12 protein-coding genes are annotated in these 16,410 nt (G+C 71.4%); 9 read left to right on the forward strand and 3 right to left on the reverse strand.

Annotated features, from left to right (window positions below; genetic code table 11):
- Positions 1–99: 99 nt before the first annotated feature.
- Complete coding sequence (locus tag GH723_RS01620; protein ID WP_195210455.1) at positions 100–1,773, reverse strand: ABC transporter substrate-binding protein; 1,674 nt, start codon at positions 1,771–1,773, stop codon at positions 100–102.
- Positions 1,774–2,035: 262 nt separating this feature from the next.
- On the opposite strand from GH723_RS01620, the gene GH723_RS01625 reads away from it, so the two are divergent.
- The 6 genes from GH723_RS01625 to GH723_RS01660 all read left to right on the forward strand — a co-directional run bounded on the left by GH723_RS01625 (position 2,036) and on the right by GH723_RS01660 (position 9,955).
- The gene (locus tag GH723_RS01625; RefSeq protein ID WP_229022960.1) at positions 2,036–3,523 is read left to right on the forward strand and encodes a pyridoxal-dependent decarboxylase; all 1,488 of its coding nucleotides are present in this window, start codon (positions 2,036–2,038) and stop codon (positions 3,521–3,523) included.
- A gap of 9 nt (positions 3,524–3,532) precedes the next feature.
- Complete coding sequence (locus GH723_RS01630) at positions 3,533–3,940, forward strand: hypothetical protein (RefSeq protein ID WP_153758020.1); 408 nt, start codon at positions 3,533–3,535, stop codon at positions 3,938–3,940.
- Between the two features lie 69 nt (positions 3,941–4,009).
- Complete coding sequence (locus GH723_RS01635; RefSeq protein WP_153758021.1) at positions 4,010–5,173, forward strand: GuaB3 family IMP dehydrogenase-related protein; 1,164 nt, start codon at positions 4,010–4,012, stop codon at positions 5,171–5,173.
- A gap of 28 nt (positions 5,174–5,201) precedes the next feature.
- Positions 5,202–7,832, forward strand: a complete 2,631-nt coding sequence (locus tag GH723_RS19095) for an IMP dehydrogenase (protein WP_324248590.1) — start codon at positions 5,202–5,204, stop codon at positions 7,830–7,832.
- A 13-nt stretch (positions 7,833–7,845) separates the two neighbouring features.
- The gene (guaA, locus tag GH723_RS01655; protein ID WP_153758022.1) at positions 7,846–9,405 is read left to right on the forward strand and encodes a glutamine-hydrolyzing GMP synthase; all 1,560 of its coding nucleotides are present in this window, start codon (positions 7,846–7,848) and stop codon (positions 9,403–9,405) included.
- A gap of 91 nt (positions 9,406–9,496) precedes the next feature.
- On the forward strand, positions 9,497–9,955 hold the full coding sequence (locus GH723_RS01660) for a YbhB/YbcL family Raf kinase inhibitor-like protein (RefSeq protein WP_153761026.1): 459 nt from the start codon (positions 9,497–9,499) through the stop codon (positions 9,953–9,955).
- Positions 9,956–9,980: 25 nt separating this feature from the next.
- Here GH723_RS01660 and GH723_RS01665 read toward each other — a convergent pair whose 3' ends face one another.
- Positions 9,981–10,574, reverse strand: coding sequence for a hypothetical protein (locus GH723_RS01665; protein WP_153758023.1), 594 nt, complete (start codon positions 10,572–10,574; stop codon positions 9,981–9,983).
- A gap of 109 nt (positions 10,575–10,683) precedes the next feature.
- Here GH723_RS01665 and GH723_RS01670 point away from each other — a divergent pair, with 109 nt between their 5' ends.
- Positions 10,684–11,253, forward strand: a complete 570-nt coding sequence (locus GH723_RS01670; RefSeq protein WP_153758024.1) for a histidine phosphatase family protein — start codon at positions 10,684–10,686, stop codon at positions 11,251–11,253.
- A gap of 13 nt (positions 11,254–11,266) precedes the next feature.
- Here GH723_RS01670 and GH723_RS01675 read toward each other — a convergent pair whose 3' ends face one another.
- Positions 11,267–12,205 carry a TIGR03621 family F420-dependent LLM class oxidoreductase gene (locus GH723_RS01675; RefSeq protein WP_153758025.1) on the reverse strand — a complete coding sequence of 313 codons (939 nt, stop codon included), beginning with the start codon at positions 12,203–12,205 and terminating at the stop codon, positions 11,267–11,269.
- Between the two features lie 55 nt (positions 12,206–12,260).
- On the opposite strand from GH723_RS01675, the gene GH723_RS01680 reads away from it, so the two are divergent.
- Positions 12,261–12,551, forward strand: coding sequence for a ubiquitin carboxyl-terminal hydrolase 14 (locus GH723_RS01680; RefSeq protein ID WP_153758026.1), 291 nt, complete (start codon positions 12,261–12,263; stop codon positions 12,549–12,551).
- A gap of 73 nt (positions 12,552–12,624) precedes the next feature.
- A complete protein-coding gene (locus GH723_RS18610) occupies positions 12,625–15,894 on the forward strand; it encodes a UvrD-helicase domain-containing protein (protein WP_229022961.1) in 3,270 nt (1,089 codons plus the stop codon).
- The last annotated feature ends 516 nt before the right edge of the window (positions 15,895–16,410 follow it).

Consider the following 16,410-nt stretch of genomic DNA (forward strand, 5'->3'; position numbering starts at 1 on the left):
TGGGTGCTGCCGTGGTGGTGGACCGATGACGGGTTGCCCCCGAGGGATGCAGTCGTGTGTCGGACGACACCCCTCGGGGGACAACCTAGTGCCTCGCGGCTACTCCTCCAGCCAGACCTCCGACCAGTAGACGGTGGAGTTCATGACGCCGTCGCCCTGGACGTCGCCGGGGATGGTCCAACCGGCGAGGTTGCGGACGGCGTTGTCGGCGTAGAGCGCCGTCGCGGTGCCCGCGGTCCAGGTGTTCGGGATCTGCTCGGTGAACTCCATCATGATCGACTCCACGGCGGCGTACCGCTCCTCGAACTCGGTCGAGGTGGCCAGGACGTTGAGCTGCTCCTGGACGTTGTCGCTCGTGTAGTTGGTGAAGTTCGTCGGCTCCGACTCCCACGGGCCGAAGGCGGCCTCGAGGGTGATGTACGGGTCCTCGTTGGCACCCATGCGCCAGATGTTGATCATGTAGTTGCCGCTGAACGGCGGATCGGCGTCGGCGCCGATCGCGTTCTGGATGTGCTCGGCCTGCTCGACCGAGTTGAGCGTGACGTCGATGCCGACCGCACGCCACATCGACTCGTAGCCCTGCGAGGTGAGGATCAGGGACGGGTCCGGCGGGGTGTTGAACTCGACCGAGACGGGCTCGCCCACGGCCTTGCCGTCGGAGCGGTTCGGGTCGTTGATGTACTCGTTCAGCAGCTCTTGGGCCCGCTCCGGGTCGTGCTGCGGCCAGGCGTCGGCGACCTCCTGGGAGAACCAGGGGGAGTCGGGGCTGAAGTACTGGGTCTGCGGCGGGGTGATGCCGGTGCCGCCCAGGATCTCGATGAGGTCCTCCTGGATGATGGCGTGGGCCATGGCCTGGCGGACCCGGACGTCGTCGACCGGCGGGCGGAGCGTGTTGAAGATCGCGCCACCGCCGTTGTTGCCGATGGCCTCGAACGTCTGCATGTTGCCGTTCTCGGCCGCCTCACGGGCCCGGCGGACGAACGACTGGCGCAGCGTCTGGCCGACCTGGGCGTCGCCGGCCTCGACCGAGGCGAAGCGGCTGTCCTCGTCCGGGATCGGACGGAAGATCAGCTCGTCCAGGTAGGGCAGCTGGTTGCCGTTGGCGTCGGTCCGCCAGTAGTTCGGGTTCTTCTCGAGCCGGATCTCGTTGTCACGGGTCCAGCTGACGAACTGGAACGGGCCGGCACCGACCGGCTCGTCGCCGAAGCCGTCGGGGTTGGCGTCGTAGGCGTCCGGCGAGAAGGGCATGCCCGTCGCGCCGGTCAGGTAGTCGGGGAACGCCACGTTCGGCTCGGCGAGCACGTAGGTGTACGTGAGCTCGTCGTCGACCCGGAACTCCTCGACCTGGGCGAGCACGCCGAGGAGGTTCGAGTCATCGGCCGAGATGACCGCGAAGTTCCGCTCGACCGCCGCCGCGTTCAGCGGGGTGCCGTCGTGGAACTCGATGCCCTCGCGGAGGGTGACCGTCCACTCGGTGAGGTCCTCGTTCGGCTCGATCGACTCGGCGAGGTACGGGTAGATCTCGCCGTCGGCGCCGCGCGCCGCGATCGTGTCGTAGATGGCCCGGGCCACGTTCGTGCCCGGGTTGGAGAAGGAGCCCACGCCGGGCTGCCAGTTGTTGGTCTCGGCTTCGAGCGCCACGACCACGGTGCCACCGGTGGTGACCTCATCGACGTCGGACTCGACGGTGGTGCTGGTGATGGCGCCTTCGCCCTCACCGTCGCCTCCGCCGTCGCCGCCGTCGCCGCTGTCGTCGCCGCACGCCGCGGCCACGAGGCCGAAGGTGAGCAGCAGGGCCAGGAGCCTCCATGCCCGCGGATGGCGGGAAGGAGTCGATGCTTCTCTCACGTTGGTGGATCCCCCAGGGTGAGGTGGACGGGATGTCTCTGGACAGGCCGGCCCCGTTGTTGCTCGTCCGGGCCGGAGCTGGCTCCGGGCCTTGTGACCAGGGGCACAGCGGACGGCACGGTAGCCGGGCTGTCATGCCGTCAACAAGCCGGGAGAACGTCAACAACGGGGCCGTACCATCGGCCCCGTGCCGGACCACCACGACGACCTTCCCACCCCCTCGTTCCACATGACGCCCGACGACCTGCGGCGCCACGGCCACCGCCTCGTCGACTGGGTCGCCGACTACCTCGAGGGGGTCGGCGACTACCCGGTCGCGAGTCGCAGCGCCCCGGGCGACGTGCGCGCCGCGCTGCCGCCGCACCCGCCCACGTCGCCGGAGCCGTTCGACGCCGTCCTCGACGACGTCGCCTCGGTCGTGCTGCCGGGCATCACGCACTGGCAGTCGCCGGACTTCTTCGCCTACTTCCCGGCCAACGCCTCGGGGCCGTCGATCCTCGGCGAGCTCCTCTCCGCTGGCCTCGGGGTGCAGGGGATGCTGTGGGCGACGAGCCCGGCGTGCACCGAGCTCGAGACGCACGTCCTCGACTGGGTCGTCGACCTGCTCGGCCTGCCGGACCGGTTCCGCTCCGACGGCCCGGGCGGCGGCGTGATCGAGGACAGCGCGTCGAGCGCCACGCTCGTCGCCGTCCTGGCCGCCCGCCACCGCGCCGGCGGCGCGGCGGCGATGGGGGAGATGGTCGGCTACGCCTCGGCCGAGGCGCACTCCTCGGTGCGCAAGGCGTTCACCGTCGCCGGCTTCCGCGACGACCAGCTGCGCGTCGTCGACGTCGACGAGCACCAGGCGCTGCGCCTCGACCACCTCCGGACGCTGGTCGAGGAGGACGTCGCCGCCGGGCGCCGGCCGTTCTTCGCCTGCGCCACGGTCGGCACGACCGGCACGATGGCCGTCGACCCCGTGCGCGCCGTCGCCGAGCTCGTCGTGCCCCACGGCACGTGGGTCCACGTCGACGCCGCCATGGCCGGCGCCGCGGGCGTGGTGCCCGAGCTGCGCTGGGTCAACGACGGGCTGGAGCTGGTCGACAGCTGGTGCTTCGACCCGCACAAGTGGCTCTTCACCAACTTCGACTGCGACTGCCTCTACGTCGCCGACCGGTCGGCCCTGGTCGAGGCGCTGTCGATCGTCCCCGAGTACCTCCGCAACGCGGCCTCCGACGCCGGCGACGTCATCGACTACCGCGACTGGCAGGTGCCGCTCGGGCGTCGGTTCCGGGCCCTCAAGCTGTGGTTCGTCATCCGCCACTACGGCGCCGAGGGGCTGCGCCACCACATCGGCCGGCACGTCGAGCTGGCGCAGGGGTTCGCGGCGCGGGTCGAGGTCGATCCGCGGTTCGAGCTCGTCCGGCCCGCCGAGCTGTCGCTCGTGTGCTTCCGCGCCGCAGCGGGCGACGACGAGAGCGAGCGGATCATGCACGCGGTGAACGCCTCGGGCCGGGCGCTCCTCAGCCACACCCGGGTCGACGAGCGGTTCGTCATCCGGGCCTCGATCGGGCAGACGACGACCGAGCAGCGGCACGTCGACGCGCTCTGGGAGCTGCTCGGCGCAGCGGCGGACGGTCGCCCGATCGAGCCCCGCCTCCAGCCCGACGGCTTCCCGCCGGGTGCGCGGGGGTAGCGTCGAGACATGGCGCGGCTCACGTTCGAGGGCGAGACGCACGACGAGATCGTCACCCAGGTCCGGCGGTGGCTCGCGTCCGTCGACGCCGGCCGCGCCGTACCCCCCGAGGGCGAGCGGCTGTCACCCGAGGACGCCGTCACCCAGGGCGCCGAGATCACCAAGGACGCGCTCCGCATCGTCGCCGCTGCGGCGCCGGCCTCGGTCGCCGACTCCGACCTGGTGAAGAGCCTGACCGCGATGGGCTACCAGGTCACCGACGTCACCCGCGACGCGGTGATCGCCGGGCTGGACGCCCTCGACCAGGCCACCGGCGGCAACCTGGTGAAGAAGGTGGCCGACACCCGCAACAAGGCGGCCTACGAGATGAACGCCGCCATCGCCAAGCAGCTGTTCCGCTCGGTCACCGGCCGCTGACGGCCCGTCAGACAGGGCTCGTCGGGGCTCGCGGTAGCATCGCCGCTTTCCCGCAGCACAGGAGGCCCCGTGGCGGAGATCGAGATCGGGATGGGCAAGTCGGGTCGTCGCGCCTACGGGTTCGACGACGTGGCCATCGTGCCCAGCCGCCGCACCCGCGACCCCGAGGACGTCGACATCTCGTGGGAGCTCGATGCCTACCGCTTCGAGCTGCCGGTCCTCGCCGCGGCGATGGACGGGGTCACGAGCCCGACCACCGCCATCGCCATGGGCACGCTCGGTGGCGCCGGCGTGCTCAACCTCGAGGGGCTCTGGACCCGCTACGCCGACCCGGAGCCGCTGTTCGACGAGATCGCCTCGCTCGACGCCGACGCGGCCACGGCGCGCATGCAGGAGATCTACGCCGAGCCGGTGAAGCCCGAGCTCGTCGTGCAGCGGATCGGGGAGATCAACGACGCCGGCGTCCTGTCGTGCGCGTCGGTCACGCCCCAGCGCACCGAGTCGCTGATGCCCGCCATCCGCGAGGCCGAGCTCGACCTGCTCGTCATCCAGGGCACGGTCGTGTCCGCCGAGCACGTGTCGAGCAACGCCGAGCCGCTGAACCTCAAGCGCTTCGTCCGCCAGCTCGACATCCCCGTGCTCGTCGGGGGCTGCGCCAGCTACCAGGCCGCCCTCCACCTCATGCGCACGGGCGCCGCCGGCGTACTCGTCGGGGTCGGTCCTGGCCACGCGTGCACGACTCGTGGCGTGCTCGGCATCGGCGTGCCCCAGGCCACCGCGATCGCGGACGCCCGCGCCGCCCGCATGCGCCACCTCGACGAGACGGGCGTCTACGTCCACGTCATCGCCGACGGCGGGATGGCCACCGGGGGCGACATCGCGAAGGCCATCGTGTGCGGCGCCGACGCGGTGATGATCGGTTCGCCGCTGGCCGCGACGTCGGAGGCGCCGGGCCGCGGCTTCCACTGGGGGATGGCCACGTTCCACCCCACGCTGCCGCGTGGCACCCGGGTGCAGACGCCCATCCGCGGCTCGCTCGAGGAGGTCCTGCTCGGCCCGGCGCACGGCAACGACGGCCGCATGAACCTCTTCGGCGGCCTGCGCGCCTCGATGGCCACGTGCGGCTACGAGACGCTGAAGGAGTTCCAGAAGGCCGAGCTGATGGTCGCCCCCGCGCTGCAGACCGAGGGCAAGGCGTTGCAGAGGTCACAGGGCGTCGGGATGGGTTCCTGAGCGGTGAGCGCTGTGCGTAGGATGACCCATGGCTTCTGAGTCGGTCCGCCGCACGTCGTTCGACGAGAAGTTCGGTCGTGAGGGTCTCACCTACGACGACGTCCTCCTCGTCCCCGCCGCGTCCGAGGTCATGCCGTCCGATGCGTCCACCACGACGCAGCTGACGCGGTCGATCTCGATGGCCATCCCGCTCCTGTCGGCGGCGATGGACACGGTCACCGAGGCCCGCCTCGCCATCGCGATGGCGCGCCACGGCGGGCTCGGCATCATCCACCGCAACCTCTCCATCGAGGACCAGGCGGCCGAGGTCGACCGGGTGAAGCGGTCGGAGTCGGGGATGATCTCCGAGCCGGTCACGATCCCGCCCACCGCCACGATCGACGAGGCGATGTCGGTCATGGAGCGCTTCCACATCTCCGGTGTGCCGGTCACCGATCCCGACACCGGCCGCCTCGTCGGCATCATCACCAACCGCGACCTGCGCTTCACCGAGCGGTCCGACGAGCCGGTCACCACGGCGATGACCTCCGAGGGGCTCGTCACCGCGCCCCAGGGCACCACGCTCGAGGAGGCGCAGGTCATCCTCGGCAAGCACCGCATCGAGAAGCTGCCGATCGTCGACGACCAGGGCGTGCTCACCGGACTCATCACGGTGAAGGACATCCAGAAGCGGATCGCCTACCCGCACGCCACCAAGGACGAGCGGGGCCGCCTGCGGGTCGGCGCGGCCGTCGGCACCGGCCCCGACGTGCTCGACCGGGCCGGCGCGCTGATCGACCGGGGCGTCGACCTCCTCGTCGTCGACACCGCCCACGGCCACGCCCAGTCGGTGCTCGACGCGGTCGCCAAGGTGAAGGCCAACTGGGACGTGCAGGTGGCGGCCGGCAACGTCGCGACCTCCGAGGGCACCCGCGCGCTCATCGACGCCGGCGCCGACGCCGTGAAGGTCGGCATCGGACCGGGGTGCTTCGCCGCCGGCACCCGCGTGCTGATGGCCGATGGCACCTACCGCAACATCGAGGACGTCGCCGCCGGCGACCGGGTCGTCAACATGCACGGCGAGCCGGTGACGGTGAAGAAGGCGTGGTGCACCGGCGTGCGCGAGGTCATGGCGTTGCGCCACACCGCATCGCCCCGCGAGACGTTCGTGACGCCGGACCACCGCTTCTACGTGGGCGACCTGTCCACCACGGCGCCGGCCACGGTGTCGTCCAAGGGCTACGTCGCCACGCTCGAGCGGCCGACGCGCACCGGTGCCTCGAAGCTCGGCTGGCAGGAGATCGGCGAGGCCGACCGCGCCGTGCTGCTGTCGCCTCGCCGGGTGCACCTCGAGCTCCCCGACCACCTCCGCATCGACCTGCGGGACTTCGCGGTGCGCACCGAGCGCCAGCTCGACCGCTACCGCACCGACATCGAGGACTCCTACGAGCTCGGCTACCTGTTCGGCACGTTCCTCGGCGACGGACATGCCTTCATCGCCCGCTCGCGCAACTCCGAGCTGGGCCGGGTGTCCTGGTACTTCGGCGAGCACGAGCACGCCACGATCCGCCGGCTGGTCGACTGCGTCGAGCAGGTCGTCGGCGTCCGGCCCACCATCGGCGAGACCACGGGCGGGGCGACCCACGTGCACCTCTACTCGCTGCAGTGGGCGCGCCTCCTCGCTCAGTTCGGCAAGCGGTCGGAGAAGCACCTGCCCGCCGAGTACATGTGCGGCAACCCGATCTACCTGAACGGGCTCTTCGACGGACTCGTCGACAGCGATGGCTACGTCGCCGGCGACGGGCGGGTCTGCTTCCGCAACACCTCGCCGCAGCTCGCCGAGCTGTACGGCGTGCTCTGCCTCCTCATCGAGGGCAGCTTCCCCAACGCCGCGACCGAGCCGGGCACGGCGGGCGGGCTGCCCGGCGTCGACGCCGCTGACTGCCTCGACAGCGTGGTCTCCCGGCTGAACGTCTCCCACCACGTCCGCCACCTGGAGGACTACCAGGTCGTCAAGAAGCTGGAGGCCCGCCAGGTCGGCCTCTCCGTGCCGGTGTACGACATCGAGGTCGACTGCCCGACCCACAGCTTCATCGCCGACAACGTGGTGGTGCACAACTCGATCTGCACCACCCGCGTCGTGGCCGGGGTGGGCGTGCCGCAGATCACCGCGGTGTTCGACTGCGCCCAGGTCGCCGGCCCCGCGGGCATCCCGATCATCGCCGACGGCGGCGTGCAGTACTCGGGCGACCTGGCCAAGGCCATCGCCGCCGGCGCCGACGTCGTCATGCTCGGCAACGCCCTCGCCGGCGTCGACGAGTCGCCGGGCGAGATCGTCGTGGCCCAGGGCGAGCGCTTCAAGGAGTACCGCGGCATGGGCTCGATGGGCGCCATGCAGGGCCGGTCGTTCTCCAAGGACCGCTACTTCCAGGGATCGGTCGACAGCGGCAAGGTCGTGCCCGAGGGCATCGAGGGCCGCGTGCCGTACAAGGGGCCGATCAGCAACGTCCTGCACCAGTTCGTCGGCGGGCTCCGCCAGTCGATGGGCTACTGCGGCGCGGCCACCATCGCCGACCTCAAGGCCGACGGCACCTTCATCCGCATCACCGGCGCCAGCCTCCGTGAGAGCCACCCCCACGACGTGGTGATCACCAAGGAAGCGCCCAACTACCGCACGTGAGCGCACACACCACATGACCATCACCGAGCTCGAGCAGGACTTCGACACCGTCCTGGTCGTCGACTTCGGCGCCCAGTACGCCCAGCTGATCGCCCGCCGGGTGCGCGAGGCGCACGTCTTCTCCGAGATCGTGCCCCACACGATCACCGCGGCCGAGATCGCCGAGCGGCGGCCGTCGGCGATCATCCTCTCCGGCGGGCCCAAGTCGGTCCACGTCGAGGACGCCCCGTCGATCGATGCCGGCGTCTACGAGCTCGGCGTCCCGGTGCTCGGCATCTGCTACGGGGCCCAGCTCGTCGCCCGCGACCTCGGCGGTGAGGTGTCGCGCACCGACCGCGGCGAGTACGGCCGCGCCGAGCTGACCCGCACCGGGCACGGCGTGCTGATGGCCGACGACGAGCCCGAGCAGCTCACCGTCTGGATGAGCCACTTCGACACGATCACCAAGGCGCCCGAGGGGTTCGCCGTCACCGGGTCCACCGGCGCCACTCCCGCCGCGGTCATCGAGGACGCCGAGCGTCGCATCTTCGGCGTGCAGTACCACCCCGAGGTCGTCCACTCCCAGCACGGCCAGGACCTGCTGAAGCGGTTCCTCTACGACGGCGCGGGCTGCCGGCCGTCGTGGACGATGACGTCGATCATCGAGCACGAGGTCGATGCGGTCCGCCGCCAGGTCGGCGACGCCCGGGTCATCTGCGCCCTCTCCGGCGGCGTGGACTCGGCCGTCGCCGCCGCGCTCGTGCACAAGGCGATCGGTCACCAGCTCACGTGCGTCTACGTCGACACGGGCCTGATGCGCGAAGGCGAGTCGGACCAGGTCGTCGAGACCTTCCAGCGCAACCTCCAGATCGAGCTCCAGCACGTGCGGGCCGCCGACCGGTTCTTCGAGCGCCTCGCCGGCGTCCTCGACCCGGAGGAGAAGCGCAAGGCCATCGGCGAGCAGTTCATCCGCATCTTCGAGGAGGCGGCCGGGGGCATCGAGGACGCCAAGTTCCTCGTCCAGGGGACGCTGTACCCCGACGTCATCGAGTCGGGCACCCCGGACGCGGCCAAGATCAAGTCGCACCACAACGTCGGCGGCCTGCCCGAGGACATGGACTTCGAGCTGGTCGAGCCGCTGCGGGCGTTGTTCAAGGACGAGGTCCGGCGGGTCGGCACCGAGCTCGGTCTCCCCGAGGAGATCGTGTGGCGCCAACCGTTCCCGGGCCCGGGCCTTGGCGTGCGGATCATCGGCGAGGTCACCCCGGAGCGGGCCGACCTGCTGCGCAAGGCCGACGCCATCGTGCGAGAGGAGGTCAAGCGGGCCGACCTCGAGCGCGACATCTGGCAGGTGTTCGCCGTGCTGCTCGCCGACGTCCGGTCCGTGGGCGTCATGGGCGACGAGCGCACCTACGGCCACCCGGTCGTGATCCGGGCGGTCACGAGCGACGACGCCATGACGGCCGACTGGGCACGGCTGCCGTACGACCTGCTCGAGCGGATGTCGAACCGCATCATCAACGAGGTCCCCGGCATCAACCGCGTGGCCTACGACGTCACGTCCAAGCCGCCGGGGACCATCGAGTGGGAGTGACCGCGCCGCGGGCCTGAGGGTTCAGCGCGTGGTTGCATGGGGAGGCACCTCATCTCCCGACCCCTAGCGACAGGAGGACCAGGTGGCTGGAATGCACCTCGGTGAGCTGCAGCTCACCAGCCCGGCGTTCGAGCACGGCGGCCGCATCCCGGATGCGCACACCACGAACGGCCAGGACGTGTCGCCCGAGCTGTCGTGGACCGGCGCGCCACCCGAGACCCGCCAGTTCGCGCTCATCTGCCACGACCCGGACGCGCCGCTCACCGACGGGTTCACCCACTGGGTGCTCTACGGGATCCCGGGTGACGTCACCTCCCTCCCCGAGGGCGGCGGAGGCGAGTACCTGCAGGGCACGACGGACTTCGGCGCCCAGCAGTTCAACGGGCCGGCGCCTCCTCCCGGTCACGGCACGCACCACTACTTCTTCCACCTCTACGCGCTGAGCGGCGAGGTGGACGCGCCTGCGGGGCTCACCCGAACGGAGCTGCTCGAGAAGATCGACCCGTTGATCCTCGTGCAGGCCCGCCTCGTCGGCACCTACGACCGGTAGCCGGTCGCCGGGCCCTGCGTCGTCCTCAGTGGCGATGGAGGGCCCGGGGGCGGCTGCGGCGACGCTCCCCGTTGCTGATGCCGAGTCCGCCGAGCAGCGTGCGGACGAGTCCCTCGCCGGCGTGGATCGTCTCGTCGAGCACCTCGATGCCGCCCGCGACGTCGCCCGACTCGAGCTTCCACTTGGCCACGGCGAGGTTCTGCACGAGCGTGTCGTTGATCTCCGCCGCCTCGCGCTGGCGCTCCTCGGCGACGGCGAGGTCGGTGGCCACACCCTCGGCGGCCCGCTGGGTGTCCGACGCGTGGCCGATGAGGACGCCGAGCAGGAGCATCGGCGTCGTGCGGGCGGCCCATCCGAGGAGGGTGAGCTCCACCCCCTCGATGGACACCCACGCGGCGAGCAGACCGACGGCGCCTGCGGCAGCCGCCGTGCCGGCACGCAGACCGAAGGCGGACGCGACGAGGGCGATCGGCAGGACGAAGAGGAGTCCGGTGGCGTCGCGCTCGTCGCCGGTCAGGACGCGCAGCGCGAAGACGCCGATGAAGAGGGCGGCGGCAGCGGCGATGGCGAGGTGCGGGTTCCGGCGGAACCACGGACCGAGGCGGGCGGCGCGAGACATCGGGTCGATGCTCGCCGGTCGAGGCCCGGGCCTCTAGGGCACAAGGTCACACGATGCGGAGGGTCCTCGGGCGGTAGATGATGTGGCCGACGCTCCCCGGAGGCCGCCGATGCCCGTGCTGCGCTACATCACCCACCCCGACGTCGTGCCGGATCCCGACGTCCTCGTGCCCGAGTGGCGGCTGAGCCCGACCGGCGTGGCGCGGGCTCGGGCGATGGCCGCCCAGCCGTGGGTGGAGGCCACCGGTCGCGTCGTGTCCAGCCCGGAGAACAAGGCGCGCGCCGCGGCGGCGATCCTCGCCGAGCGGCTCCACCTCGTGGTGGAGGTGCGGCCCGACACGGGCGAGATCGACCGCAGCTCGACGGGATACCTGCCGGCCGAGGAGCACGAGGCGCACGCCGACCGGTTCTTCGCCCTGCCCGACGTCTCGACCGGCGGGTGGGAGCGGGCGGCCGATGCGCAGGAGCGCGTCCACGCCGCCCTGGCGGACCTGCTCGTCCCCGGAGAGGCGGACGTCGCCGTCGTCGGCCACGGTGCGGTCGGGACGCTCTGGTACTGCCGGTTGACGGGCCAGCCGATCGACCGGCGGCACGACCAGCCCGGGCAGGGCCACTACTTCACGGTCGACCTCGTGACCCGTGAGGTGCTGCACCCCTGGCGGCCCATCGACGCCGACTGACCCGCCGGTTCGCTCAGGTCCCGGCCAGCCGTTCGATGACCGGCTGCACGTCGTCGAGCTGGTCGGCGCCGATGCCGATGTAGCTGATGCCCCAGCGCTCACGGCGCTCGACGAGCTGGTCGCAGATCTCCTCGACGGTGCCGACGAGCGCGTGCGGCGTCTGCAGCGCCGCCGCGGGGGAGAGCCCGAGCGCCGGCGCCATCGTCTCGGCGACCGACGTCCGGTCGTCGGTGACCATGGCCAGGTGCACCCGGACCTGGAGCTCGAGGTCGTCGAACCGGTCGCCGGCGGCGTCGCGGATCCAGCCGAGCTTCTCCTCGGTGGCCTCGACGGTGGCGTTCGGCCCGGCCCGCTCGTCGATGACGCCGGCTCGCAGGTCGATGTTGAGCCCCACGATGTCGGCCTCCTGCGCCGCCAGGGTGAGCACCCGCCGACCGCCGCCGCCGATGAGGATCGGGGGATGCGGCTGCTGCACGGTCCGGGGTGAGCCGGTGAGGCCGTCGATCCGGTAGTGCTCGCCCTCGTGGTGGACGGTCTCGCCGCCGAGCAGACCCTTGATGATCGGGAGCGCCTCGGCCAGTCGGTCGATCCGCACGCCGGCCCGGTCGAGGGGGATGCCCGCCTGCTCGTAGTCGCTCGTCATCCACCCGGCGCCGAGACCCAGCTCGAACCGCCCGTCGGACAGGACGTCCAGCGTGGCCGCCTCCTTCGCGAGCACGGCCGGGTGGCGGTAGTCGTTGCAGAACACGAGCGCCCCGATGCGCAGCGTCGTGGTGGCTGCGGCGGCGGCCATGAGACCAGCGATCGGTGCGAGCTGCTCGTCGAGGTGGTCGGCCATCGTCAACGTCGAGACGCCGACGTCCTCGCAGCGTCGGGCGAGCTCCGTCCATCCCACGGCGTCGGTGAGCCAGCCGGCCTGGACCCCGAACCGGAACGGGCGCAATGTGGTCATCGTCCGACCGTACCGCTGCGCGCGGGCGCCGACCGCCGGACCACGAGGAGGGCCCATGGCCTGCGAGCACCTGTCCGACCTGACCGCCGTGGAGCCGACCACCACCGAGGGGTGCGAGGACTGCCTCGCCATCGGGAGCCGGTGGGTGCACCTGCGGATGTGCCAGGCCTGTGGTCACGTCGGGTGCTGCGACTCGTCGCCGCACCGCCACGCGACAGCGCACTTCCGGGCCAAGGGGCACCCGGTGATCCAGTCGTTCGAGCCAGGCGAGCGGTGGGGTTGGTGCTACGTCGACGAGGTCGCGGTCGAGGACGTCGGCGACGAGCTGGACCGGTCCTACGCCTGAGCCGGGGCGGTCCGCTCCGGTGCGGCGGACGCCCTCGGGAGCGTCACAGGGCCCCGGTACCATCGGCGATGCGATGACGTTGTTCGACCCCGAGCCCTCCGACGCCCCCTCTCCCGACCCGGACGCCACCGAGGCCGACGCCGAGGAGGCGCCCCCGGTCGACGTCTACGACGACGCGGCTTCCGGCGCCGAGGCGGCCTGGGACGCCAGCGCCCTCGAGGACCTGGACGAGGAGCGCGACGCGCTCCTGGCCGGTCTCAACCCGGCCCAGCTCGACGCCGTCACCCACCGCGAGGGCCCTCTCCTCGTCGTCGCCGGCGCGGGGTCGGGCAAGACTCGCGTGCTCACCGCCCGCATCGCCCACCTCATCCGGGCCGAGGGCGTCTCGCCGTTCGAGATCCTCGCCATCACGTTCACCAACAAGGCCGCGGCGGAGATGAAGCACCGCGTCGCCGGTCTCGTCGGCGCGGTCGCCGAGAAGATGTGGGTGTCGACGTTCCACTCGGCGTGCGTCCGCATCCTCCGTCGCGACGCGGACCGCCTCGGCTTCCCCAAGTCGTTCACGATCTACGACCAGTCCGACGCCGTGCGCCTCGTGGGCTATGTCCTGCGGGACCTCAACATCGACCCCAAGCGGTTCCCGCCCCGCACCGTCCACGCCTCGATCTCTGCCGCCAAGAACGACGGCCTCGACGCCGCGGCCTACAGCGACCGGGCGCAGGTCATCTTCGAGAAGCGCATCGCCGAGGTGTTCGCCGAGTACCAGGCCCGCCTGCTGAAGGCCGGCGCCATGGACTTCGACGACCTGCTGCTCAACACGGTGAAGCTGTTCCGGGAGCACCCCGACGTGCTCACCCACTACCAGCGCCGCTTCCGGCACATCCTCGTCGACGAGTACCAGGACACGAACAAGGTCCAGAACGAGATCGTCGTCGCCCTCGCGTCCGACCACCGCAACGTCTGCGTGGTCGGCGACAGCGACCAGTGCCTCGTCCCGGGGACGCTCGTGTCCACCCCCACGGGGGACCGCCCCATCGAGCAGGTCGGCGAGGGGGCGGACGTCCTCGGTCTGGGTGGTTCCGGCTCGATGACGGCGTCCCGGGTCACGTCGGCGCCGGCGCGGCACTACTCGGGTCGGCTCTACACGGTGACGGCCGGCGGTCGGACGATCACCGGCACGCCCCACCACCTCGTCCCCGCCGATCCCGCCCTCGGGGCCGATCGGTGGGTCGTCTACCTCATGTACCGCGCCGACCGCGGCTACCGCATCGGCTCGCTCGACCAGGCCGCTGACGCCGCATGGATCATCGAGCCTGGTCGAGACGCCGAGGAGGCCGTCTACCTGGCTGCCCGGCTCGCCGCCGAGCACGGCCTCCCCACGACCGACTTCGATGCGCCGATCGCGACGCGGCTCTTCTTCGACCTCGACACCGCGATCGGCGCCAAGGAGCTGATGGAGGCGTACGACCTCCACGCTGACTTTCCCCACGCGGTCGGGCCCAGCCGTTCCGTGGTCGAGCTCACGATGTTCGCCGACCGGGGCTACCACGACGTCTCCGGCGCCGGACGGACCGTCCGCACCGACGACTACGTGGAGGCCCTCACGCTGGCGCACGAGAAGGCTGCCGCCGGGGGCATGGAGATCCGCCGTCGCATCGACGTCGGCGGCTCGATCCTCGACATCGTCCCGCTCGCCCACCTGCGCCCCGGCATGCACGTGATGGTCGACGACGGCGCCGGAGGGATGACCCGGGCCCGGGTCGAGCGCGTCACCTCAGACCACTACGAGGGGCCGGTGCACGACCTCGAGGTCACTCCCGCGCACACCTACCTGGCCGGTGGCGTGCTCGTGCACAACTCGATCTACGCCTTTCGAGGCGCCGACATCCGGAACATCCTCGAGTTCGAGGACGCGTTCCCCGACGCCACGGTCATCCTCCTCGAGCAGAACTACCGGTCCACGCAGACGATCCTCGACGCCGCCAACGCCGTCATCGCCAACAACTTCGGGCGCAAGCCGAAGGAGCTGTGGACCGACCAGGGCGAGGGGCCGCGCATCACCCGCTACCACGCCGACGACGAGGCCGACGAGGCCCAGTGGGTCGCCCACGAGATCGCCCGGCTCCACGACAGCGGCGACTTCCAGTGGGGCGACGTCGCCGTCTTCTACCGCACCAACGCCCAGAGCCGCGTCCTCGAGGAGCGGCTCATGCGGGTGGGCATCCCCTACGTCGTCATCGGCGGCACCCGCTTCTACGACCGGCGAGAGGTCAAGGACGCGCTCGCCTACCTGCGGGCCGTCGTGAACCCCGTCGACGAGGTCAGCATGAAGCGGGTGCTGAACGTCCCCAAGCGCGGCATCGGCGACTCGACGATCGGCAAGCTCGACGTCTACGCCAACGCCCACGGCATCGCCTTCGTCGATGCGCTGCGCCGGGCCGACGACGCTGGCGTCACCGGCCGCGCCGTCAAGGGCATCCAGTCGTTCCTCGACCTGCTCGACGAGCTGGAGGACCTCCGGCCGAAGGGTCCGGCCGCGCTGCTCGAGGCCGTGTTCGAGCGCACCGGGTACACCTCCGAGCTCGAGGCCGAGCACTCCGTCGAGGCCGACGGCCGGCTCGAGAACCTGGCCGAGCTCGTCGGTGTCGCCCGGGAGGCGGAGTCGGTCGACGCGTTCCTCGAGCAGGTCTCACTCGTCGCCGACACCGATGCCCTGAACAGCGACGACTCGTCGTCGGTCGTGCTGATGACCCTGCACAGCGCCAAGGGCCTCGAGTTCCCCGCCGTGTTCCTCATCGGCCTCGAGGACGGGGTGTTCCCGCACCTGCGCTCGATCGGGGAACCCGACCAGCTGGAGGAGGAGCGCCGGCTGGCCTACGTCGGCATCACCCGGGCGCGCCAGAAGCTCTACCTCACCCACGCCTGGTGCCGGACCCTGTTCGGCTCCACCCAGTACAACCCGCCCAGCCGCTTCCTCGACGAGATCCCCGAGTCCCTCGTCGAGTCCGACCAGTCGGGGTCCCGTGGGCGGGGACGGAGTCGGGGCGACGGGTCCTCGGGCTGGTTCGGGTCCTCCGGACGGGAGCGCGGTCGTGGTGCCGCGGGGATCTCTGCCAACCGCGAGCGCATCGTCGACCAGGCCATGCAGCCGAAGGGCCCGACGCCGAGCGGCGCCGACGCCCTGGGGCTCAAGGTAGGGGACGACGTGCGCCACAACGCGTGGGGCGAGGGCGTCATCCTCGACATCGAGGGCCAGGGCGACAAGACCGAGGCGGTCGTGCGCTTCCCGTCGGTGGGGGAGAAGCGGTTGCTCCTCGCCTGGGCACCGCTCGAGAAGATCTGACCCGGTTGAGCCGGGTCGACCGAGGGCGACATCGAGTCGGGTGAGGCCGCCGGCCACCATCGCGCGGTAGCCGTCGTCGGGGAGCTCGTGGAGAGCTGCGAGCCCGAGCTCGACGTGGTGTCGTGCGGCCGGGAGGTCGCCGAGGCGGTGGTGCACATCGGCCAGGTCGAGGTGCAGCGAGGGAAGGGGCGCTCGGGCCGTTCCCGCCATGCCGGCGGCGGCCGCCCGCTCGTCGGTGACCACACGTGCGGCATCGAGGGCGCGCTGGTCCCACTCCAGCTCCTCGTGGGGATCGTCCTGCACGTCGGCCATGGCGTGGGCGACCGCGCAGCCGTGGAGGGGGTCGCCGGCCTCACCGACGTCGGCCCACACCGCCGCGAAGATCTCGCGGGCGCGGGGCCGATCGCCTCGTTGGCTCGCTCCGATCCCGTCGCCGATCCGCTGCATCACCAGGTCGTTGGCCGTCATCGGACCAGTGTGCGGACCCCCTGGGACAGTCGTGGAGCGGTGCCGGAT

Source organism: Actinomarinicola tropica (assembly GCF_009650215.1).
GTDB lineage: Bacteria > Actinomycetota > Acidimicrobiia > Acidimicrobiales > SKKL01 > Actinomarinicola > Actinomarinicola tropica.

What these genes read in the sequence shown, in the direction of transcription:
- GH723_RS01630 (WP_153758020.1), top strand. Translation starts at nt 3,533, where the DNA reads ATGGCGCGGCTCACGTTCGAGGGCGAGACGCACGACGAGATCGTCACC.
- GH723_RS19095 (WP_324248590.1), top strand. Translation starts at nt 5,202, where the DNA reads ATGGCTTCTGAGTCGGTCCGCCGCACGTCGTTCGACGAGAAGTTCGGT.
- guaA (WP_153758022.1), top strand. Translation starts at nt 7,846, where the DNA reads ATGACCATCACCGAGCTCGAGCAGGACTTCGACACCGTCCTGGTCGTC.
- GH723_RS01660 (WP_153761026.1), top strand. Translation starts at nt 9,497, where the DNA reads ATGCACCTCGGTGAGCTGCAGCTCACCAGCCCGGCGTTCGAGCACGGC.
- GH723_RS01665 (WP_153758023.1), bottom strand. Translation starts at nt 10,574, where the DNA reads ATGTCTCGCGCCGCCCGCCTCGGTCCGTGGTTCCGCCGGAACCCGCAC.
- GH723_RS01670 (WP_153758024.1), top strand. Translation starts at nt 10,684, where the DNA reads ATGCCCGTGCTGCGCTACATCACCCACCCCGACGTCGTGCCGGATCCC.
- GH723_RS01675 (WP_153758025.1), bottom strand. Translation starts at nt 12,205, where the DNA reads ATGACCACATTGCGCCCGTTCCGGTTCGGGGTCCAGGCCGGCTGGCTC.
- GH723_RS01680 (WP_153758026.1), top strand. Translation starts at nt 12,261, where the DNA reads ATGGCCTGCGAGCACCTGTCCGACCTGACCGCCGTGGAGCCGACCACC.
- GH723_RS18610 (WP_229022961.1), top strand. Translation starts at nt 12,625, where the DNA reads ATGACGTTGTTCGACCCCGAGCCCTCCGACGCCCCCTCTCCCGACCCG.